Genomic DNA, 20,080 nt, shown 5'->3' on the forward strand with positions numbered 1-20,080 from the left:
GGATGTCCACGGTGGCCATTTCGCATCACGAAAGGACCGGGAGGGTTACCGTGGCCGGCGTGCCCTCTCCCGCGTACGCCGCCCTGGACGCCTCCAACCTGCCCTACCGCGTGATCCGGCACGGGCCGGTACGCAGCCTGGCCGAGGCCGCGCGGGCGCGCGGGGTGGCCGTACCGGACGTGGTGAAGACCTTCGTCGTCCGGCGCGGCCCGGACGACCACCTCTTCGTGCTCACCCCCGGCGACCGGGTGATCTCCTGGCCGAAGCTGCGCGCGCTGCTCAAGGTCAACCGGCTCTCCCTGCCCGACGCGGCGACGGCGAAGGCGGTGACCGGCTACGAGCGGGGCACCATCACCCCGTTCGGCGCCAGCACCGCCTGGCCGGTGGTCGCCGACGAGCGGCTGCGCGGCCGACAGATCACCCTCGGCGCGGGCGAGCACGGGGTGGCCGTGGCGGTGGACGCGGACCGCGCACTCGACCTGCTGGCGGCCACGGTCGCCGACGTCACCGACCCCGAACCGGCCCGCTGAGGGTCGGGGCCGCCGGCCACCGCGCGCCGGCACTCCCAGCCACCGTCCGCCGGCAGCCACACGCACTGGCCGCCGCCGGCCGGCCGGCATAGCGTGGGAGCCATGCCGAAAGCCGTCTGGAACGACCTGGTCGTGGCCGAGAGCGACGACACCGTGCTGGTGGAGGGCAACCACTACTTTCCCCGGGCCGCGTTGCGCGACGACCTGATCCGCGAGTCGTCGACCCACACCGTCTGCCCGTGGAAGGGCACCGCGTCCTACTACACGCTGGAACACGGCGGCCGGACCAGCGCCGACGCGGTCTGGTACTACCCCGACCCGAAGCCCGAGGCGGAGATGGTGCGCGACCGGGTCGCCTTCTGGAAGGACGTCCGGGTCGTCGACTGAACGCCCCGGGTCACCCGGCGGGGGCCGGGGTGGGTCAGGATGCCGGGGTGGGCCAGGATGCCGGTATGACCGAAGAGCGCAACGACCCGGCCGGCACGGTCTACGGCGGCCGGCGCGCGGCGCGCCCGGGGCTGCCCCGCGACCCGCTGATGCGGACGGCGCTCGGGGTCGGGCTGGCCGGCGTCCTGCTCGGGGTCTTCTTCGCCACCGGCGTGCTCGGCGGCGGCGACGCCGAGCCGGTGGTGCCCGCGTCCGCCGGCACGCCGTCGACGGCGCCCGAGAGCACCCCGGCGGCGAGCGAACCGGCGCCGAGCAGCCCCGCCGCCTCGCCGACGGCCGCCCCCACCACCCCGGCGGCGCCGGCGGCCGGCCCTCGGGTGTTCCGGGCCGCGGCCTCCGGGCTCTGCCTCGGCCTGGACGGCACCGGCGAGCGGGCACCGGCCCAGCTCGCGGTCTGCACGGGCGGGCCGGAGCAGCAGTGGGTGGTCAACCCGGCCGGCCCGGACGTGGTGACGCTGACCAACGCCGCCACCGGGCAGTGCCTCGACGTCGAGGGCGGCAGCACCGACGACGGCACGAAGCTGCTCCAGTTCCCCTGCCACGGCCAGGCCAACCAGCAGTGGCGGCTGACCCCGACCGGCACCGGCCCGGTGTTGCTGGTCGCCGTGCACAGTGGCCGGTGCGGGCAGGTGGACGACGGCGGCACCGAGGTCGGCGACGACGTCGAACAGGCCGCCTGCACCGGTGCGGTCGAGCAGCAGTGGACCGTGGCCTGACCGGTCAGCCCCGGTAGCTCCAGGCCCGCCGGACGGGCACCGGGACGGGCACGGCCAGCGGCTCGACGGGGGTGCCCCGGTCGCGCCGTAGCAGCAGCGACAGCCCGGCCGCGCCGATCGACAGCGCCCCGGCGGCGTACCAGGCCGGCGCGTAGTCGCCGAGCTGGTCGCGGACCAGGCCGGCGCCGGTCGCGGCGAGCGCGGCGCCCACCTGGTGCGCGGCGAACACCCAGCCGAAGACGACCGCGCCGGAGGCCCCGAAGTACTCCCGGCACAGCGCCACCGTCGGCGGCACCGTGGCCACCCAGTCCAGCCCGTAGAAGACGATGAACACCAGCATGCTCGGTTCGGCGGTGGCCGCGAAGAGCCCGGGCAGCACCAGCAGCGACGCGCCGCGCAGCGCGTAGTAGGCGCCGAGCAGCAGCCGGCTGTCCACCCGGTCGGTCAGCCAGCCGGAGGCGATGGTGCCGACGATGTCGAAGAGCCCGACCAACGCCAGCAGGCCGGCCGCCGTGGTCTGCGGCATGCCGTGGTCGTGCGCGGCCGGCACGAAATGGGTGCCGACCAGCCCGTTGGTGGTCGCGCCGCAGATCGCGAAGCCGCCGGCGAGCAGCCAGAACGGCCGGGTCCGGGCCGCCTGGGCCAGCGCGCCGAGGGCGCGCGCGGCGGCCCCGCCGGCGGCCGGCGGCGGGGGCGTCACCTCGGTCGCGCCGTAGGCCGGCAGCCCCAGGTCCGCCGGGTGCTCGCGCAGCAGCCACCCCACCAGCGGTACGACCGCCAGCGCGGCCCCGGCCACGACGAGCGCCGCCGACCGCCACCCGTACCTGTCGACGAGCAGGGCGACCAGCGGGAGGAAGACGAGTTGGCCGGTCGCGCCGCCGGCGGTGAGCACCCCGGTGACCAGCCCCCGGCGCTGGACGAACCAGCGACCGGTGACGGTCGCCACGAAGGCCAGCGCCATCGACCCGGTGCCCAACCCGACCAGCACGCCCCAGCAGAGGATGAGCTGCCAGCTCGCGGTCATGAAGACGGTCAGCCCGCTGCCCGCCGCGACCAGCAGCAGCGCGGTGGCGACCACCCGCCGGATGCCGAACCGGTCCATCAGGGCGGCGGCGAACGGCGCGGTGAGCCCGTAGAGCAGCAGGTTGACCGAGACCGCGGCGGAGATGGTGGCCAGCGGCCAGCGGAACTCGGCGTGCAGCGGGTGCAGCAGCACCGACGGGGCGGCGCGGAAGCCGGCCGCGCCGACCAGCGCGACGAAGGCGACCGCGGCGACGGTCCAGGCCGGGTGCAGGCGACGGGATCGGGTCACGTGTCGAGTCTCGGGATCCGCGCCCGGAACGACGAGTGGCCGGAAAGCCATCATGCGCAATAATCGGGCCATGACCCGTCGCCGGCACCGGATCGCGGTGCTCGCCCTCGACCACGTCGTCGGCCTCGACCTCGGCACCCCCGCCCAGGTCTTCGGCACCGCCCGCGACGCCGACCTGACGCCGCTCTACACCGTCGAGGTCTGCACCCCGGGTGCCCGGCCGGTCCGCAGCAGCGGCGGCTACCAGGTGCTGCCCGACCACGGGCTGGAACTGCTCGCCACCGCCGACACGGTGGTCGTGCCGGGCATCCACGGCGGGACGCCGCTGACCGACGGCACCCTCGACGCAAAGGTGGCCGAGGCGCTGCGCACGGCGTACCAACGGGGCGCCCGGGTCATGTCGATCTGCACCGGCGCCTTCGTGCTGGCCGCCGCCGGCCTGCTGGCCGGCCGGCGGGCCACCACCCACTGGGGGTACGCCGAGCGGTTCCGCCGGCTGCACCCGGCGGTGGACCTCGACCCGGACGTGCTCTTCATCCACGACGACCGGCTGCTCACCTCGGCCGGGGTGGCCGCCGGGCTCGACCTGTGCCTGCACGTCATCCGCACCGACCACGGCAGCGAGGTGGCCAACCGGGCGGCCCGGCGCTGCGTGGTGCCACCGTGGCGGGACGGCGGCCAGGCCCAGTACATCGAGCGGCCGGTGCCCCGGGCCGCCGACGCCAGCACCGCCGCCGCCCGGGAGTGGGCCCGGCAGCGGCTGCACGAGCCGGTGACCCTGCGCGATCTGGCCGAGCAGGCCCGGATGAGCGTGCGCACCTTCACCCGGCGCTTCCGCTCGGAGACCGGCCTCAGCCCGGCCCAGTGGCTGCTCCAGCAGCGCACCGACCACGCCCGGCTGTTGCTGGAGACCACCGACCTCACCGTCGACCAGGTGGCCCGCCGCTGCGGCTTCGGCACCGCGGCGGCCCTGCGCCAGCAGCTGCACCTGCGGATCGGGGTGGCCCCGTCGGCGTACCGCCGCGCCTTCCGCCGCCAACCCGAGCCGGCCTGACCGACGCCCCACCGACCCGGGAAGCCGGCCGTCGCCCCGCCCTGGGCCACCGAGCGGCGGCTCAGCGCCGCCACCACCAACCCTGTCAGGGCGCCACCGGTCCGGTCAGCCGGCGCGGAGCATGCGCAGCTGTGCCAGGTGCTTGGGCAGGTGCACCCGGGTGTGCAGATCGAGCGTGCGGCCCCAGGGCAGCGGCTCGTCCACGTTGAGGTCGTAGCCCTCGCGCAGATGGGTGTCCACGGGGGTCTGGGCGGCCGGGCCGAGCCGCTCGGTGAGCGCGCAGAGCTTCTGGCTGGTGGCCCGCAGCAGGGTGGCCAGGGCGTCCAGCCCGCCGCACTCGGCGACCAGCGCGTCGACCTGCGGGCGGTGGATGGTCTCCAGGTCGTAGTAGGCGAACGGCGCGCCGGCCAGCACCGCCTCGGTCGCCTCGACCATCAGCTCGTCGTTGGCGGCCAGGTGGGCGACGATCTGCTCGGCGCTGAGCTGCCCCTCAGGCGGCGACCAGAACCCGCCCGCGTCGACCTCCGCGAGCAGGTCCGCGTACGCCCGCCGGAGCCTGTCGACCTCCATCCGCCCAGGCTAATCCGATCGGGGCGGCGGCGGGCCGGACTCCGTGCCTCGGTCAGGCCGCCAGCACCCCCCGGGTGACCGCGCGGCTGACCAGGGCGAGGAGTTTGCGCGGGCGGCGCGGCTGCAGGTGCGCGAAGGCGAAGTTGCTCCGACCCGGCACGACGTACCCCTGGTTGCGCTCCAACGCGCGCAGCGCCCTGGTCACCACCCGCTGCGGCGTCTCCACCCGGCCACCGATGGCGGCCCTGCGGGTGCCGATGGTGGCGAAGAACTCGGTCTCGACCGGGCCGGGACACAGCGCCAGCACCCGGATGCCGCGGTCGCGGTACTCGCTCCACAGGGCGAGGCTGAAGTTGAGCACGAACGCCTTGGCGGCGCTGTAGACGGCGAAGTACGCCGCGGGCTGGAAGGCGGCTGTCGAGGCGACGTTGAGCACCGCACCCCGACCGCGGGCCAGCATGGGTGGCACCAGCGCGTGGGTCAGGTCCGTCAGCGCCACCACGTTGACCATGAGCTGGTCGTGGTCGCGGGCACCGGGGATCTCCTCGAACCGGCCGCAGGTGCCGAAGCCGGCGTTGTTGACCAGCAGGTCCACCTCCAGGTCGCGGGCCCGCAGTTCAGCCGTCACCCGCTCGGTGGCGTCGGGCGCGGCGAGGTCCTGCCCGATCACCTCGACCCGTACGCCGTGCGCCTGCCGCAGCGCCGCGGCCAGTGTCTCCATCCGGTCGACCGAGCGGGCGACCAGGGCCAGGTCGTGCCCGCGGGCGGCGAGCTGCCGGGCGAACTCGGCACCGATCCCGGAGGAGGCGCCGGTGATGAGAGCAACATCAGTCATGCGTCTCACCGTAGCAATTAGGGAAGCTATCTGCAACATACTGTTGCAGTTATCAGGAGAACCGAGACCTGGCGTATTGTTTGTCGGGTAGGAGGGAGACGACGTGGTCGAGGGCCAGCGACGGCTGCGGGCCGATGCCGAGCGGAGCATCCGCACCATCACCGAGGCGGCGGAGCGGGTGCTGGCCGCGAACCCGGCCGCCACCATCGAACAGATCGCCGAGACGGCCGGGGTCGCCCGCACCACCGTGCACCGGCGGTTCGCCAGCCGGGAAGCCCTGATCACCAGCATGACCCGGGCCGCCTGGGAGCAGATCGGCGCCGCCGTCGCCGCGGCCCGGCCGGCCACCGCGCCCCCGCTGGTCGTCCTGCACCAGGCGACCGCCACCATCCTGGAGATCAAGTCCCGCTGGCGGTTCGCGCTGGACCAGCCCACCGACGACCCCGCGACCGCCCGCAGCCAGCAGGAGGTCTTCGCCGGCTGCGACCTGGTGCTGCGGCGGGCGCAGCAGGAGGGCCTGATCCGTCCCGACGCCGACCTCACCTGGACGCGTCGGGTCTACCTCGCCCTGATCAACGAAACCATGCACGGCACCCGGGCACCGGCGGGCGACCCGGACGCGCTCGCCACCCGCATCCTGGACACCCTCCTGCACGGCGTCGCCCCGACGTCGCGGCCCTGACCACCGCGGCGGCTCCGGTCCCGCCGACGGGGCAGCTCGACAGCGTCCAACTGCCGGCCCCCGCGCACGAAGACGCCGCCGCCGGGCACGCAGCCGAACGGCCGGTCCAGGGCGACCCGGGTCAGCGGCGACCGTGGCGGGCGCGCAGGTAGTCGGAGACGACGTACTCGCCCAGGTCGTCCAGGTCGGGGGTGAACATCCGGCCGCGGCTGCGACGGGCCACCGCGTCGACGAAGCGACGCAGCCCCTCGTCCTCGCCGAGCATGAACAGGTTGAGCGTGGCACCGTAGCGGGTGAGCCGGTCCACCTCGCGGATCGTCGCCTCGATGGTCTCCGGCAGCGGCGGCCAGTGGAACAGCGCCTCCCCGTCGTCCGGGTCCAGGTGCGCGGTCGGCTCCCCGTCGGTGACCACCAGCACCACCGGCTCCGCGTCCGGGTGCCGGCGCAGGTGCCGGCCGGCCAGCCGCAGCGCGTGCTGGAGGTTGGTGCCCTGCGCCAGGTCCGGCTCGACGGCGGCCAGCTCGTGCTGGCTCAGCGGCAGCGCCTGCCGGCCGAACCCGATGATCTGCAGCGCGTCCTGGGGGAACCGGGTCGCCATCAGGTGCGCCAGGGCCAGCGCCGTCTGCTTCATCGGCCCCCAACGCCCCTGCGAGACCATCGAGTACGACAGGTCCACGCAGAGCGCCACCGCCGCCGAGGCCCGCCGCTCGGTCTCCACCACCTCGAAGTCCTCGACCGCCAGCTGCACCGGCACGCCCGGCCCGGCCCGGCGGACCGCCCGGGTCAGCGTCCGCACCACGTCCAGCGGCTGCTCGTCGCCGTACTCCCAGGGCCGGGATCCGCCGCTGACCTCGCCGGCGGCGCCCGCCGAGCGCAGGTCGTGCTGGCCCCGCGGCCCGGCGGTCAGGTCGGCGAAGACCCGCCGCAGCGCGGTGCCGCCGAGCCGCCGCAGTGCCTTCGGGCTCAGGGTCAGCCCGTCCGCGTCCCGGCTCACCCAGCCCTGCCGGCGCAGCTCCTGCTCCAGCTCCCGCAACCGGCGTACGTCGTCGGCCGCGTCCCGGCCCAGCGTCCGGGCCACCGCGTCGACGTCGACGTCGTCCAGGGTCGCCCCCGGATAGTCCTGGTCCAGGGCGTCCAGCAGCTCGTCCAGCTCGGCGATCTCGCCGAGCGCGCCGGCCGCCTCGCCGTAGCCCAACGGTCGATCGCCGCGGACCCGCTCGCCCCGCCCCCAGGCCAGGTCGGGGCGGAGCGCGCGCAGGTGGGCGTCCAGCGCGGAGAGCTCGCCGGCCAGCCGCTCGCCGAGCGACTGCCGCATCAGCCCGGCCAGCTCCTCGCGCTGCCGGTCCGACAGCGACCGCATCAGCCGCTCACCGGCCGCCGCCCGCCGGGCCAGCACGTCCACCAGCTCGTCGACGTCCTTCGGTTGCTCCGGGAAGAACTCGCCGTGCCGGCGCATGAACTCGGCGAACGCGTCGGTGGTGTCCTCCGCGCGGGCATGCCGGGCCAGCAGGTCGTTCAGGTCACGCATCATCTCGGCCAGCCGCCGCTGCGCCGCCGGGTCCGCGGACGCCCGCACCGCGTCGCGCAGCCCGGCGAACCGCTGGCCCAGCACGTCGTCGCGGAGCCCGTCCAGGATCTGCTGGTACGACCGGCGGGCCTCGTCGCTGGCCCACGCGTAGCCGGCCAACTCCTCCACCGCCCGGGCGGTGGAGCGGGGCAGGTTGTCCAGCACCGCCTCGGCGAACCGGGCGGCGTCGTCGCCCCGGCCACGCAGCTCGTCCCGCTCGGCGGCGAGCGCCTGGTCGAGCAGCGCCCGGGCCCGGGTCACCGCCCCGTCCAGGTCGCCCCGGCGCAGCGCCTCGCGGCGCAGCCGCCGGGCCCGCGCGGCCAGGTCGTCCAGGCCACCCCGGCCCTGCGGGCCCCGGCGCAGCAGGTCGCGCAGCGCCTCCCGCAGGCTGCCGCCGGCCAGCACCTCCGCGCCGACCGCGTCGACCGCCGCGCGCACGTCGTACGGGGGTGCCAGCGGGTCCGGGCCGCCGCGCCACTGCCCGTACCGGAACCGGTTGCCGGCCACGCTCAGCCCCGGCCGCCGTAGCGGGTGCGGCCGGAGTCGGTGACGTCCTTGCCGAGCCGGCGGGTCAGGTGCAGCCCCTCCAGCACGAACTCGACGCTGGCGGCGGCCTCCTCCGGGGTGGGCGCGTCACCCATGCCGAGCCGGTCCAGCGCCTTGGCCAGCCCCGGCACGGTGCCCACCTGGCGCAGCAGCTCGGCCGAGCTGACCAGCTCACCGGTCTCGATCACGGTGCCCTCGGCGACCAGCCCGGTGAACCCGGACAGGTCCAGCCCGGCCAGCCGGGCCCGGAACGTCTCGGCGGTGGCGGTCCGCAGCAGGTGGCCGAGAATCTCCACCTCCCGCCCCTCCTCACCGCTCTCGAACTCCACCTTGCCGCGCAGCGTCGAGGTGACCGACACCGCGTCGCCGACCCGGGCCACCGGCGCTTCGGGGCGTACCCCCTCGGGGGTTTCGGCGGCGGCCAGCAGGCCGGCGCGGCGCAGCGCGGCCGCGGCGACCGTCTCGGCCGCGGCGATGGCGAACCGGGCGGAGACCCCGGAGCGCGGGTCCACCGACGGCGACTCGCGCACCGCCCGGGCGAACCGGGCGAGCACCTCCAGCACGTGCTCCGGCACCTCGGCGACCAGGTCGGCCTCCTGCCGGATCAGGGCCAGCTCCAGGTCCAGGTCGACCGGGTAGTGGGTACGGACCTCGGCGCCGAACCGGTCCTTGAGCGGGGTGATGATCCGGCCCCGGTTGGTGTAGTCCTCCGGGTTGGCGCTGGCCACCAGGAACAGGTCCAGCGGCAGCCGCAGCTGGTAGCCGCGGACCTGGATGTCCCGCTCCTCCAGCACGTTGAGCAGCGCCACCTGGATCCGCTCGGCCAGGTCGGGCAGTTCGTTGACCGCGAAGATGCCCCGGTTGGTACGCGGCACCAGGCCGAAGTGGATGGTCTCCGGGTCACCGAGGCTGCGCCCCTGGGCCAGCCGGACCGGGTCCACGTCGCCGATCAGGTCGCCGACGCTGGTGTCCGGGGTGGCCAGCTTCTCGCCGTAGCGCATCGAGCGGTGCAGCCAGCCGACCGGCAGGTCGTCGCCGGCCTCGGCGACCAGCGCCCGGGAGGCCGGGGTGACCGGGTGCAGCGGGTGCTCGTTGAGCGCCGAGCCGGCGATCACCGGAGTCCACTCGTCGAGCAGGGCCACCAGCGAGCGGATCAGCCGGGTCTTGCCCTGGCCACGCTCGCCGAGCAACACCATGTCGTGCCCGGCGAGCAGGGCCCGTTCGACCTCGGGCAGCACGGTGTCGTCGTAGCCGACGATGCCCGGGAAGCGGTCGGCGCCGGCCCGCATCCGGGCCAGGAGGTTGTCGCGGAGTTCCTGCTTGACGGTGCGGTAGCGGTGGCCGGCCGCGCGCAGCGCGCCGAGCGTGCCGGGCAGGTCTGCCGGTGGGACCGGAGGTACCGGGTTGGGCGCAGTCACCCGCCAACGCTAGCGCGGGCCGGGCGGGGGTGCCCGTTCCTTACCGGGCACCCCCCGTCCGCAGCCTCAGCCCCGGCCGCAGTGGCGGCACGTGCCACGGCGACGCAGGTGGTACCCGTACGTGGCCAGGCCCAGCGCCGGCCCCCAGGCCGGCCAGAGCAGCATCGGCGCGCTGGCCAGGTTGAAGTCACGGCCGCCGGCCAACTCCCAGAAGTGCGGGTGGGCCAGCAGCCCGAGGACGGCCGCGGTGACCGCGACCGCGACCAGGGTCGCCGGGACCACGGCGAGCCGTACCGGCACCGGGCGGCCGGCCAGGCCGACCATCCAGCGGGGGAACCGCTCGCCCCAGCGCTGGGTCAGGCCGAGGGTGAGCACCGCGCCGACGGTGGCGAACGCGGCCAGCCCCAGGCCGGCCCAGACCAGGCCGGTCTCCTGCATCTCGGTGAGGAACTCGCGGGAGATGCCCAGCGGGATGCCGGCGGCCCAGGCGAAGCGGGTCAGCGCGTACGCCAGCGGGATGGCCGCGGCGACCCCGGCGGCCCACCGGCCCCACCGGGCGGCGGCGGTCGGGCCGGTCCAGGACCGCTCGGCGTCGCCCCGCCCACAGCCGAGGCAGGCGCCGGCGGTGCGCCGCTGCCAGACCAGGACCGCGCCGGCCAGCAGCAGCCCACCGGCCACGGCGGCGAACCGGGCGAACAGCGCCCAGGTGAAGATGTCGGAGTAGTCGACGGGCGGCCAACCGAACGGCGCGCCGATGACCAGCATGGGTGCGTAACCCAGGATGATCAACACCTGGGAGTCCGGGACGACCAGGGCGAGCAGGGCCGCGACCGCCCAGGCGTAGCCGGCGAGCAGCGCCCGCAGCGGCCGGGACGCCCGGGCGGCGGGCCCGGTCATGGCCAGCGCGGCGACCGCCGCACCGAGCAGCAGCGCGGCGAACAGCGGCGGCCCGACGTCGACCGGGACGAGCCGGAGCAGGTTGGTGTCGCCGGCCGGGTCATTCGCGCCGAACGGGTAGCCGGCGCCGGTGAGCGTGGCCACCAGGGCGAGGACGCCCCACAGGGCGAACCAACCGGCGGCGAGCGGGGCGAGCCGGTCGGGCCAGCGGGTGGCCGGGCGAGGCGGTGCATCGGTGAGTGTCATGCCCTCAGCCTCGGCCCGCGCGTGCCAGGAACCCTCCCGTGCGCCGGTGAACCCGCTCCCCCGGCGGAGGGAGCCGGTCAGCCGGCCGGCGTGACGAACCCCGACTCGTACGCGGCGATCACCGCCTGGGTGCGGTCGCGCACCCCGAGCTTGGCCAGCACGTTGCCGACGTGGGTCTTCACCGTCTCCACCCCGACCACCAGGTGCTCGGCGATCTCCGGGTTGGACCGGCCGGTCGCCATCAGCCGGAGCACCTCGGCCTCCCGGTCGGTGAGCCGGGCCGCCGCCAGCCGGTCCCCGCCCCGCCCCCCGTACGCCCCGACCAGCCGGCGGATCGCGGCCGGGAAGAGCAGCGAGTCGCCCCGGGCGACCACCCGGACCGCCTCCACCACCTCGGCCGGCCGGGCCCGCTTGAGCAGGAAGCCGCTCGCCCCGGCACGCAGCGCGTCGTAGACGTACTCGTCGTTCTCGAAGGTGGTGACCACCAGCACCCGGGGCGGGTCGGCGGCGGCGGCGAGCAGCGACCGGGTGGCCTGGATGCCGTCGATGCCCGGCATCCGCACGTCCATCAGGACCACCCGGGGCCGGTGCCGGGCGACCAGCGGCAGCACCTCGGCGCCGTCCGTGGCCTCGGCGAGCACCCGCAGGTCGGGCTGGGCGTCCAGGATCGCCCGCAGGCCGATCCGGACCAGCTCGTCGTCGTCGACGATCAGCACCCCGGTCGCCGCGCCGTCGGCGGTTCCCCCGGTCATCGCGCTCCCTCCAGCGGCAGCCGCACCCGGATCCGCCAGCGGTCGCCGTCCGGCCCGGCGGTCAGCCGGCCGCCGAGCAGCAGCACCCGCTCCCGCATCCCGTCCAGGCCGCGCCCGCCACCTCGCGGGCCGGCCGGCACGTCACCGGCCAGCTCGTTCACCAGCTCCAGCTCCAGCGCCTCGGGGCGCACGTCGAGCCGCAGCGTCACCGGCCCCCGACCGTACCGGGCGGCGTTGGTGAGGCCCTCCTGCACGATCCGGTAGCCCTCCCGGGACACCACCGCCGGCAGGTCGGCCGGCTCACCGGCGCACCGCGCGTCGACCGCCAGCCCGGCCGCCCGGGTGTCCGCGACCAGCCGGTCCAGGTCGGCGAGCGTACGCTGCGGCGCCGACCCGGCCCGGCCGGCCTCGCTGTCCCGGAGCAGGCCGAGCACGTGGTCCAGGTCCTCGGTCGCGGCCCGAGCGGTCTCCTCGATCGCGGTCAGCGCCCGCCGGACGAACTCCGGGTCCCGGTCCAGCACCTCACGGGCCGCGCCGGCCTGGAGGGTGGCCACGGTCAGCGCGTGGCCGACCGAGTCGTGCAGTTCCCGGGCCAGCCGGTTGCGCTCAGCGAGCCGGGCGGCCCGCGCCTCCAGGGCGGCGATCCGTTCCGCCGGGGCCGGGCCGAGCAGCACCGGCGCCATCGACGCGGCCAGCGCCCCCAGCCCGGCGACCGCGTAGCCGAGCGCCACCAGCATCACCACCCCGGTCAGGGTCAGCCAGCCGGTGTCCCGCCCGTCCAGCGGACCGAAGCTCTCCCGGCTGAGCTGGTCGGTGCCGAGCCCGAACTGTTGGGCGATGAAGGCCAGCGCCATCGGCAACGCGCTGATCAGCGCGAACATCACCAGGCCGCCGATGATCAGGTGGGTGGCGATCCAGAGCGCGGAGCGCAGCCGGGTCTCCCGGTCGGCCCGGTGCCCGGGCGTCGGGTCCGGCAGCGCGACGCCGAGCAGCGCCCGGGCCGCGGCGATCTCCAGCGCCCGGCTGCCGTCGAGGAAGAGCGGCACCACGGCGATCGCCGCCGCCACCACCAGCAGCCCGAGCACCAGCGCCCGGGGCACCTCCGCCTGGCTGAACAGCTGCGCGAAGACCACCGCGAGGAGCACGTACGGCAGCACGAGCACCCCGCCCAGCAGGAGGAACACGCCGCGTCGCCAGGTGCTGCCGGCGACCAGCGGGGCCAGGGCCGCCTGGGGGGTCATCCGCCCATTCTGCCGGGGTCACCCGACCGGGCGGCTCCCCCGTGTCGGGGAGATCGTCAGCGGTGCTCCCGTACGTAGCGCTCCGGGTCCTTGTCCCGGAACGGCAGGTCACGGCCGTTCTTGTGCTCGCCGTAGAAGGTCAGCCAGCGCCGGCCCAGTTCGGCGCGCAGTTCGGTGCCGGCGTGCCGGCGGAAGTCGGGCAGCGCCTCGTCCTCCTCCTCGGCGAGGTGCTCGCTGTTCTCCCGGCGGGCCTGCCACACCGCCGCCCACCACTGCTCGGAGCCGACCGGGTGCAGTTTCGACTCGGCGATCGCGTCGCGGATCTTGTTGTGGTCGCCGACCGCGTCCGCCGTCTCGGCCTCGCCGTCGTCGCCGTGCCGGACCAGGTGCGGGTAGAGGATCGCCTCCTCCGCCTCGGCGTGGATGTCCAGATGCAGGGCGAGCGCCTCCCAGATCGCCAGCAGCTCCTGCTCGTCGCGGGCGTCGTCGAGGCGGGCGAACCCACGCCGGAACGCGGCGTGGTCGTCGAGAATCAGCGCGGTGATGTCGTCCATCTGGTCATTCCCCCGTTCGGCTGCCGGCCGGCGACCCCCGGCGCCGAGGGCGCGGCCCGTGCTGGTCAACTCCCCTGCTTCCGGCCGGGTGACGCGCTCCGCGGGGTGACGCACGTTGCACGCCGGCCGGCTGGCCGCGCTGCGCGCCGCGCCGGCCGGGCGTGTCCCGCCCGGCGACTAGGCTCATGATCGTGACCTACCTCGCCGCGGACGACCGCTACGACACGATGACCTACCGGCGCAGCGGGCGCAGTGGCCTGCGGCTGCCCGCCATCTCCCTCGGCCTGTGGCACAACTTCGGGCCGGACCGGCCCTTCGAGCGGCAGCGGGACATCGTCCGGCGCGCCTTCGACCTCGGGATCACCCACTTCGACCTGGCCAACAACTACGGCCCGCCGGAGTCGAGCTAGTTCCGTGTACGCTCTCGCGCATGACGTCTCACACGCGCAATCGATGGGTACTGTACCTCCGCCTGTCCGAGCAGGACGACGCCTCGACCGGCATCGGCCGGCAGGAGGCCGACCTACGCGCCCGAGCTGAGCGCGAAGGAGCCGTCATCGTCGCGGTGCTCGTCGACGACGGCCTCTCCGGTCGACGCCGCCGAGCGAAGGGCGACGAGGCCCTCGCGATGCTCGTCCGGGGCGAGGCCGACACGCTCGCCGTGTGGAAGTTTGACCGATGGAGTAGGCAGGGCCTCTCGGCGCTCGCCGACCTGATCGAGGTGCTCGACGACCGGCGCTACGCCCGCTTCATCGCCGACCGCGACGGCCTCTCCTCGGAGCAGCCCGCATGGCGCATCATCGCCGCAGTGCTCGCCGAGGTCGCCCGGATGGAGAGCGAGAACACCGCCGCCCGCGTCCGCTCGTCGATCGCCGCCCTCCGCTCCGCCCGGCGCTACTCCGGCGGGGCGGTGCCGTACGGCTACGTGCCGGCCGAGCGCCCCGACGGCCCCGGCCGCGTGCTCATCATCGACCCGGCCGAGGCCGCCATCGTCCGCGAGATGGCCGAGCGCGTGATCGACGGCGAGAGCGCGTGGCGGCTCGCCCTCGAGCTCAACGAGCGGGGCGTGCCGACGGGCAGGTCGGAGCGTCGCCGGCTCGCCCGCCTCGGCAAGGAGGGCGGCGACCCCGGCCGATGGAACGTGACGAGCCTGAAGAAGGTGCTCGCGGGCGACTCGGTGCTCGGCTACTACCGGCACGCAGGCGACCTCCTGCGCACCGACGACGGCCTGCCGCTCCGCGTCTGGGAGCCGATCCTGACCGACGCCCAGGCCGCGCAGCTCCGCGACCTCTTCGCGCCGCAGGCCGACGGCACGCCGAAGCCGCAGCGACGCCGCGCCGCCCGGCTGCTCTCCGGCCTTGTCTACTGCGCCGAGTGCGATCACAAGATGTACGTACGGACCGACCGCCTGAGCCGGGGCGGCGCGATGTACCGCTGCCCGGCGAAGTCTCGAGGGCACGCCTGCCCTGACGTCCGCATCGCCGCGGGCAGCCTCGAGGAGCACGTCGTCGGGTATCTCCTGCGCTACTTCGGCGACTGGCCGGTGACCCGCGAGGAAGTGCAGGTGACCGGAGCCGGCGAGAGCTCGCTCGCGGAGGTAGAGCAGGCGATCCGGGACACGACCGCCGCGCTCGGCCACGACGACGCCGACGTGCCGAAGCTGCTCGCCCGGCTCGAGGGCCTGAAGGCCCGGCGCTCCGAGCTGCGCGACGCGGGGCCGTCGAGGCGCGTCGTCGTCGTCGAGACCGGGCAGACGTACGCCGAGGCCCTCGACGAAGCCGGCGACGACCTCGACGCCCGGCGCGCCCTCGTCGTCGACCTGATCCCGGCCGTCCGCATCCGGCGCGCGACCGCCAAGAGCGGGCGCTTCGACCCTGCCCGCGTGATCATCGAGGAGCCGACGCACGACCCGGCGCACGCCTTCGACTGAGCGTTTACACGCCCTCGTCCGCCTCGCCCAGGTGCGGCCGGTGCTCGCGTATCCACGCTTCGACGTCGGCGATCCGCCATACCGCGCCCATGCCGAGCACGTCGTAGGGCGCAGGGAAGTCGGCCCGGTCGATGATCTCGGCCGCCCTCTGCCGGGACACTCCGAGCCGACGCGCGATCTCGCCTCGCCCGTAGAGATGCCTCGGCACGGCCGCAGGCTAGCCGGAGTTGACCTTGTCAAACCGCAGCCCGTCGCATTGCACCCTGTACCTTGACAAGGGCCGGCCCCGACGTGAGCATCGAGTGATGACCGCCTCACGCAAGGAGACGACATGATCGAGCTCGCGCCCGGTCAGATCATTCACGTAGCCGAGCCGCACTACGCCTTCGGCACCGGCACGCTGAAGATGAAGATCACCGAGCACCTCGGCGAGTACACCTTCGGCGGCGACCGCTGGGCCGAGCTGAAGGGACACGACGTGCGCCACGACGGCAAGCTCGACGCGAGGGAGCGCTACGCGAGCGTGCGCGTGCAGCGCGTGCGGGTCGTCGCCGAGGAGCGGAGCGCGGAGGGAGCGACCGTGACGAAGTGACGGTACTTACGTCACTCCCTATCCTGCTTCTATGTCTCCTCCTCCTCCTCCTTAAAGCTTCTATATAGAGTGACGCTCTTTCCGTCACTTCGTCACGCTCGGGGCCTTCTGGCCGAGCCGGCTCCCCGCCGCCGGCTCCGCTGGGAGGCCCCGACCCGTGTCTGCGACCGCCTCGAAGTTTCCGTGAACACCTCGCGCGCCTCCGGCCGACTTGCTCCTCGACCGAGCAACACCCCACCTCACGCGAGGAGCGCTTCACAGTGACGAGCATCTTCGAGCACATCGACCGCGAGGGCGACCGCCTGACCGTCCGCAAGTCCGATCACGTCGTGCCTGGCGCGGTCATCGTCGAGGCGTACGACAACTCCGACGGCGACCTCGGGAACGTCCGCCTCGCCCCGGCGCAGATCACCGAGCTGCGGTCGGCCCTCGAGCCGCTCGACCCGACCGCGAAGAAGGCCGAGGCGACGCCGGTCATCGTGTCGGGCCTCGAGTACCGGCTGCTGCCCGGTGCCCGGATCGAGGCCGACCCGACCGCGCCGCACTCCGAGGCGGTGCACGACCGTGTGACCCGCGTCCGCGTCGAGTCGGTGCACGGCGACGACACCTGCTCCGTGACCGGCCTCGACGGTCGGAACGCGCACGACCCCGGCCGCTACATCGTCGCCCGGAGCTTCCTCGCGCCGCTGCCGGCGAAGCCCGAGGTCGAGGCCGACAAGGAGTACCGCCTGCTGCCGTCGGCGACCTACTGCGGCGGCACGCGCTCGGACATGCCCAAGGAGGGCACGACCCGCGTCCGCGTGCTGCGCGCGAAGCCGGACATCGACGGCGACGTCTTCGTCGAGCCGCTCGACGGCCGGACGGCCGGCAAGCCGGGCAACGGGCGCTACGTGCACCCGGAGCACCTCGCGCCGATCCCCGACTTGAAGGTCGGCGACGTCGTCGCCATCCTGCCCAACGCGAAGACGGCCCTCGGGGGCGGCGTCTACTTCGCCGCCGACGTGACCCGCGTCAAGGTCGAGACCAACCCGGAGCCCGGCGGCGACTACCGCGTGAGCAACGTCGACGGCTCGGGCCTCGACCTCGGCCACGGCAAGGCGACCGGCCGGCTCGGCGAGAAGCAGTACGTCGGCCGCGCCTACCTGGGCGACCCGGAGCCGGCCCCGCGCATGGGCGCGACGCCGACCTTCTCGATCGTCGACGAGACGCACGCCTTCGCGGCGAGCGACGCCGCCGAGCCCGAGGAGCTCGACGACCTCCGCGTGCGGGCGGTCGAGAAGGCGCTCGAGCTGCTCGGCGCGAGCGACTTCGACGACGTCTCGGCGAGCGAGATCATCGCCGTCGCCGCCTACATCGCCGGTGAGATCGACGCCGACGAGGCCGACGCCTGATGGAGCGCCTCGCCCCGTACGCCCTCGGCGGTGCCCTGATCGGCACCGTCGGGGGCGTCGCCCTCGCCCTCGGCCTCTGGTGGCTCGTCTGGGCCGCCTGGGCGCTCTACTTCGTCATCGCGGAGGGCATCGCGCTCTTCCGCTCGCGCTCCGGCGACACGCTCTCCGAGCACGTCTGGGCGCTCTTCGCGATCAACCTGCCCGGCCGGCCTCACCGCGAGGTGACCGGCACCGTCCGACTCCGCCGCTTCCTTCTGCTCGCGGGCCTCGCGTGGCTCGTCGCGCACTTCCTGACTGGAGGGCTTTTCTGATGGACGAAGACTTCCCGCTCGAGCTCCTCGGCGGCGACCTCGAGGTCGCGGAGCGCTTCGACGGCGACGACGAGTTGAAGCTGCGCTTCCGCCGGAAGACCGAGCGCGCGTGGCTGAGCCGGTCGGAGGTCGAGCGCCTGCGCGATCACCTGACCGCGCTCCTCGGCGACGGCGCGCAGCCGTCGGGCGACCGGCCGGTCGAGCTCGTCGTCGGCCGCGAGTACCGGCTGCTGCCCGACTCGAAGTACGTCGCCGGCCCCGAGTCGATGTTCACCGAGGCGGGCACGACCCGCGTGCGCCTGATGAAGGTCCGCGCCGATGGCGACGTGATGTGTGCGGCGCTCGACGGCACCGAAAGCGGCCTCGTCGCGCACGTCGACCGGTGCTACCTCGCCCCGCTCGACCCGCTCGCCCGGCCGCTCGCCGAGGTGCTCACGGGCAAGGCGTCGGCCGCCGACGTCGCCCAGGCGGCGCGCGAGGTCTCGGATTGGTTCGGCCTCTCCGGCACCGACACGCACGACGCGATCGAGCACGCCTTCCGGCGCTTCGCCGAGAAGCTCGAAGGGAGCAGCAAGTGACCGAGGCCCGTGTGCACGCCCTCTCCGTCGCGATGGACGTCCTCACCGACGCGACCGAGGGCGTCGGCCCGAGGATGCGCGGGTCGGCCATCGAGCGCGCCGAGGCGACGCTCGAGATCGCCCGCTTCATCCTCGGCGAGGAGTACGTCGAGGAGGAGGCGACCGAGGAGGAGCCGGAGAGCTCGACGCCGGCCGAGGGCCGGATCGACATCGCCGAGTCCGTCACCGTCGGCCCGGCGCGCAAGGTGCAGTGCTCCGTCTCGCCCGGCGACTACGCCTACGTGCGCCCCGGCACGGGCAAGACCGACGGGAAGCCCTTCGTGCACGTCGAGGTCAACGCCGACGGCGACTCCGCCTCGGTCTTCCTCTCGGTCGCCGAGGCCCGGAAGTACGCCGCGGGCATCCTCGACGCCTGCGACGAGGCGGAGGGCGGCTCGCCGCTCCTGCACTTCATCAAGCCGGGGGCGTGATGGGGCAGCCGGAGATCGCGCCGGAGGTGCTCAACGACACGGTCGGCACCCTCGAGTGCTGGCTCGGCGGATACACCGATCCGAACGAGGACGGCGAGCAGTTCTACGTCGTGCTCCTGGGCACCGAGGACGGCACCCTGCACGTCGCCTACGGGCGCAACTACTACGAGGCCCGCGACCCGGAGGCCCGACGCGAGTACCGGATCACGGTCACGGTCGAGGAGGTGAGTTAGTGCACCGCTGCGGCCGGTGCCCGGCGCGATGGACGGGGGCGAACGTGTCGCACTGCGGCGCGTGTCACCACACCTTCTCGGCGGTCTCGACCTTCGACCGGCACCGCTCGAAGGGGCAGTGCCTCGACCCGGCGACGGTCGGACTCGAGAAGAACGCTCACGGCGTCTTCAGGACGCCTGACGCTCCGGGGGTACCCCGTACTACCCCGGACGCCTGAAAGCCCGCGAGAAGTCCTGTCCTGGCCCCTGCACGGCTACGTCTCGTCGAGGAGGGCGAGGCGTAGCCGTGCCGTCTGAAGGAGCACACATGATCCGTTCCATCCGTCGCCGGCTGCGCGCGGTCTGTATCTCGGTCGTGCTCGTCCTCGTCGGCCTGGGCGTGGCGGTGCCATGACCGACGAGCTCGAAGAGACCGAAGAGCAGATCGACCCTGACGAGCGCATCGCCCAGGCCGCCCGCGAGGTGGCACCGCGCTACGGCCTCGACCCCGAGGAGCTCGCGCGGCGCACCCTCGCCGCGAGAGACCGTCGGCTGCTACGGGCGGCGCAGCCGGTGAAGCGGTGCTCGGCCTGCGACGTGCGCAAGCCGGGGCGCGACTTCGCCGAGGACGCCCGCACCGCCGACGGCCTCGACTCGAGGTGCAAGGTGTGCAAGGCGGCGCAGGAGCGGGCACGCTACGCGAGTCGATCTTCTGGCGAAGGCCCGGCCGACTAGGAAAGTAGCGGGGCGAAGCATGCTGCGCCCTGCACCGCGACGAGGCCCTGCCGTGCGCGATCCGTGAGCCCGATGGGACGGACCGAACGGTAGGGTCGCGCCTGCGGCCGACCCTTGCGAAGGCTGGCCTGCCTCGGGCCGTGAGAACCGGGCCGCAGGGTCGGCCGCCCCTCGGGGCGGGTAGGTCTCGACGTCGACGAAAGCCGCACGCGGACCGTCGACGGACTCCGGGTTCGATTCCCGACCGCTCCACGCTCCCCCGACCGACGAGCAGGAGGCCCTATGGCACCCGAGGACATCGCCCACCGCTTCGCCTTCCACGCGGCGACGACCGAGGAGAAGCGCGACGCGCACACGAGCGTGCGGCAGGCGTGCCGCCGGCTCGCCGACGACCTGAACGAGCGCCTCCCCGAGGGTCGCGAGAAGTCGACGGCGATCACGAAGCTCGAAGAGGTCATGTTTTGGGCGAACGCTGCCCTCGCCCGCAACTCCTG

25 protein-coding genes and 1 pseudogene are annotated in these 20,080 nt (G+C 74.4%); 16 read left to right on the top strand and 10 right to left on the bottom strand.

The window, feature by feature from the left end; genetic code table 11:
• The first annotated feature begins 2 nt into the window (after window positions 1-2).
• From FHX32_RS26945 to FHX32_RS26955, 3 genes are all read left to right on the top strand, one after another.
• On the top strand, window positions 3-530 hold the full coding sequence (locus tag FHX32_RS26945; protein WP_167188978.1) for a YbaK/EbsC family protein: 528 nt from the start codon (window positions 3-5) through the stop codon (window positions 528-530).
• Between the two features lie 102 nt (window positions 531-632).
• The gene (locus tag FHX32_RS26950) at window positions 633-917 is read left to right on the top strand and encodes a DUF427 domain-containing protein (protein WP_167188981.1); all 285 of its coding nucleotides are present in this window, start codon (window positions 633-635) and stop codon (window positions 915-917) included.
• 65 nt (window positions 918-982) lie between these two features.
• Window positions 983-1,693 carry an RICIN domain-containing protein gene (locus tag FHX32_RS26955; protein ID WP_167188984.1) on the top strand — a complete coding sequence of 237 codons (711 nt, stop codon included), beginning with the start codon at window positions 983-985 and terminating at the stop codon, window positions 1,691-1,693.
• Window positions 1,694-1,697: 4 nt separating this feature from the next.
• Here FHX32_RS26955 and FHX32_RS26960 read toward each other — a convergent pair whose 3' ends face one another.
• Window positions 1,698-3,005 (bottom strand): MFS transporter, encoded by a 1,308-nt coding sequence (locus FHX32_RS26960; protein WP_167188987.1) that lies wholly within the window; start codon window positions 3,003-3,005, stop codon window positions 1,698-1,700.
• Between the two features lie 70 nt (window positions 3,006-3,075).
• On the opposite strand from FHX32_RS26960, the gene FHX32_RS26965 reads away from it, so the two are divergent.
• Window positions 3,076-4,059 carry a GlxA family transcriptional regulator gene (locus tag FHX32_RS26965; protein ID WP_486481334.1) on the top strand — a complete coding sequence of 328 codons (984 nt, stop codon included), beginning with the start codon at window positions 3,076-3,078 and terminating at the stop codon, window positions 4,057-4,059.
• A gap of 105 nt (window positions 4,060-4,164) precedes the next feature.
• Here FHX32_RS26965 and FHX32_RS26970 read toward each other — a convergent pair whose 3' ends face one another.
• Window positions 4,165-4,629 carry a hypothetical protein gene (locus FHX32_RS26970; RefSeq protein ID WP_167188993.1) on the bottom strand — a complete coding sequence of 155 codons (465 nt, stop codon included), beginning with the start codon at window positions 4,627-4,629 and terminating at the stop codon, window positions 4,165-4,167.
• Window positions 4,630-4,681: 52 nt separating this feature from the next.
• A complete protein-coding gene (locus FHX32_RS26975) occupies window positions 4,682-5,464 on the bottom strand; it encodes an SDR family NAD(P)-dependent oxidoreductase (RefSeq protein ID WP_167188996.1) in 783 nt (260 codons plus the stop codon).
• A gap of 103 nt (window positions 5,465-5,567) precedes the next feature.
• Between FHX32_RS26975 and FHX32_RS26980 the strand changes: the two genes are divergently transcribed.
• Window positions 5,568-6,146, top strand: a complete 579-nt coding sequence (locus tag FHX32_RS26980; protein WP_167188999.1) for a helix-turn-helix domain-containing protein — start codon at window positions 5,568-5,570, stop codon at window positions 6,144-6,146.
• A gap of 121 nt (window positions 6,147-6,267) precedes the next feature.
• On the opposite strand, the gene FHX32_RS26985 is transcribed toward FHX32_RS26980, so the two are convergent.
• The 6 genes from FHX32_RS26985 to FHX32_RS27010 form a co-directional block, all read right to left on the bottom strand.
• Entirely contained in the window at window positions 6,268-8,220 is a 1,953-nt protein-coding gene (locus FHX32_RS26985) for a VWA domain-containing protein (RefSeq protein WP_167189002.1), read from the bottom strand.
• A 2-nt stretch (window positions 8,221-8,222) separates the two neighbouring features.
• Window positions 8,223-9,677: a magnesium chelatase ATPase subunit I gene (locus FHX32_RS26990; RefSeq protein WP_167189005.1), complete on the bottom strand. Its 1,455-nt coding sequence runs from the start codon at window positions 9,675-9,677 to the stop codon at window positions 8,223-8,225.
• A gap of 66 nt (window positions 9,678-9,743) precedes the next feature.
• The gene (locus FHX32_RS26995; RefSeq protein WP_167189010.1) at window positions 9,744-10,820 is read right to left on the bottom strand and encodes a hypothetical protein; all 1,077 of its coding nucleotides are present in this window, start codon (window positions 10,818-10,820) and stop codon (window positions 9,744-9,746) included.
• Window positions 10,821-10,897: 77 nt separating this feature from the next.
• Window positions 10,898-11,572 carry a response regulator transcription factor gene (locus FHX32_RS27000; RefSeq protein ID WP_167189013.1) on the bottom strand — a complete coding sequence of 225 codons (675 nt, stop codon included), beginning with the start codon at window positions 11,570-11,572 and terminating at the stop codon, window positions 10,898-10,900.
• On the bottom strand, window positions 11,569-12,813 hold the full coding sequence (locus FHX32_RS27005; protein ID WP_167189016.1) for a histidine kinase: 1,245 nt from the start codon (window positions 12,811-12,813) through the stop codon (window positions 11,569-11,571). Before FHX32_RS27005 ends, FHX32_RS27000 begins: the two co-directional genes overlap by 4 nt.
• 56 nt (window positions 12,814-12,869) lie before the next feature.
• Window positions 12,870-13,367 (bottom strand): hemerythrin domain-containing protein, encoded by a 498-nt coding sequence (locus tag FHX32_RS27010; protein WP_167189019.1) that lies wholly within the window; start codon window positions 13,365-13,367, stop codon window positions 12,870-12,872.
• A 185-nt stretch (window positions 13,368-13,552) separates the two neighbouring features.
• Between FHX32_RS27010 and FHX32_RS27015 the strand changes: the two are divergent.
• Window positions 13,553-13,765: pseudogene (locus FHX32_RS27015) on the top strand (aldo/keto reductase); the annotation flags it as partial.
• A gap of 32 nt (window positions 13,766-13,797) precedes the next feature.
• On the top strand, window positions 13,798-15,297 hold the full coding sequence (locus tag FHX32_RS27020) for a recombinase family protein (protein WP_167189022.1): 1,500 nt from the start codon (window positions 13,798-13,800) through the stop codon (window positions 15,295-15,297).
• Window positions 15,298-15,301: 4 nt separating this feature from the next.
• Here the strand turns inward: FHX32_RS27020 and FHX32_RS27025 are convergent, their stop codons facing one another.
• Complete coding sequence (locus FHX32_RS27025) at window positions 15,302-15,505, bottom strand: helix-turn-helix transcriptional regulator (protein ID WP_486481335.1); 204 nt, start codon at window positions 15,503-15,505, stop codon at window positions 15,302-15,304.
• 123 nt (window positions 15,506-15,628) lie between these two features.
• On the opposite strand from FHX32_RS27025, the gene FHX32_RS27030 reads away from it, so the two are divergent.
• The 9 genes from FHX32_RS27030 to FHX32_RS27065 form a co-directional block, all read left to right on the top strand.
• Complete coding sequence (locus FHX32_RS27030; protein ID WP_167189025.1) at window positions 15,629-15,889, top strand: hypothetical protein; 261 nt, start codon at window positions 15,629-15,631, stop codon at window positions 15,887-15,889.
• A gap of 260 nt (window positions 15,890-16,149) precedes the next feature.
• Window positions 16,150-17,280 (top strand): hypothetical protein, encoded by a 1,131-nt coding sequence (locus FHX32_RS27035; RefSeq protein WP_167189028.1) that lies wholly within the window; start codon window positions 16,150-16,152, stop codon window positions 17,278-17,280.
• Window positions 17,280-17,591 (top strand): hypothetical protein, encoded by a 312-nt coding sequence (locus FHX32_RS27040; RefSeq protein ID WP_167189031.1) that lies wholly within the window; start codon window positions 17,280-17,282, stop codon window positions 17,589-17,591. The genes FHX32_RS27035 and FHX32_RS27040 overlap by 1 nt, the downstream gene beginning before the upstream one ends.
• Complete coding sequence (locus tag FHX32_RS27045) at window positions 17,591-18,169, top strand: hypothetical protein (protein WP_167189034.1); 579 nt, start codon at window positions 17,591-17,593, stop codon at window positions 18,167-18,169. The genes FHX32_RS27040 and FHX32_RS27045 overlap by 1 nt, the downstream gene beginning before the upstream one ends.
• A complete protein-coding gene (locus FHX32_RS27050) occupies window positions 18,166-18,639 on the top strand; it encodes a hypothetical protein (protein ID WP_167189037.1) in 474 nt (157 codons plus the stop codon). The genes FHX32_RS27045 and FHX32_RS27050 overlap by 4 nt, the downstream gene beginning before the upstream one ends.
• A complete protein-coding gene (locus FHX32_RS27055) occupies window positions 18,636-18,872 on the top strand; it encodes a hypothetical protein (protein ID WP_167189040.1) in 237 nt (78 codons plus the stop codon). Before FHX32_RS27050 ends, FHX32_RS27055 begins: the two co-directional genes overlap by 4 nt.
• Window positions 18,872-19,090, top strand: coding sequence for an FDXHR family putative zinc-binding protein (locus tag FHX32_RS35450; protein ID WP_486481336.1), 219 nt, complete (start codon window positions 18,872-18,874; stop codon window positions 19,088-19,090). The genes FHX32_RS27055 and FHX32_RS35450 overlap by 1 nt, the downstream gene beginning before the upstream one ends.
• A gap of 172 nt (window positions 19,091-19,262) precedes the next feature.
• Window positions 19,263-19,586, top strand: coding sequence for a hypothetical protein (locus FHX32_RS27060; protein WP_167189043.1), 324 nt, complete (start codon window positions 19,263-19,265; stop codon window positions 19,584-19,586).
• A gap of 282 nt (window positions 19,587-19,868) precedes the next feature.
• Window positions 19,869-20,080: Acb2/Tad1 domain-containing protein (locus FHX32_RS27065; RefSeq protein ID WP_167189046.1), on the top strand; the 212-nt coding region annotated here is incomplete at its 3' end.

Source organism: Micromonospora sp. CNZ280, assembly GCF_011759515.1.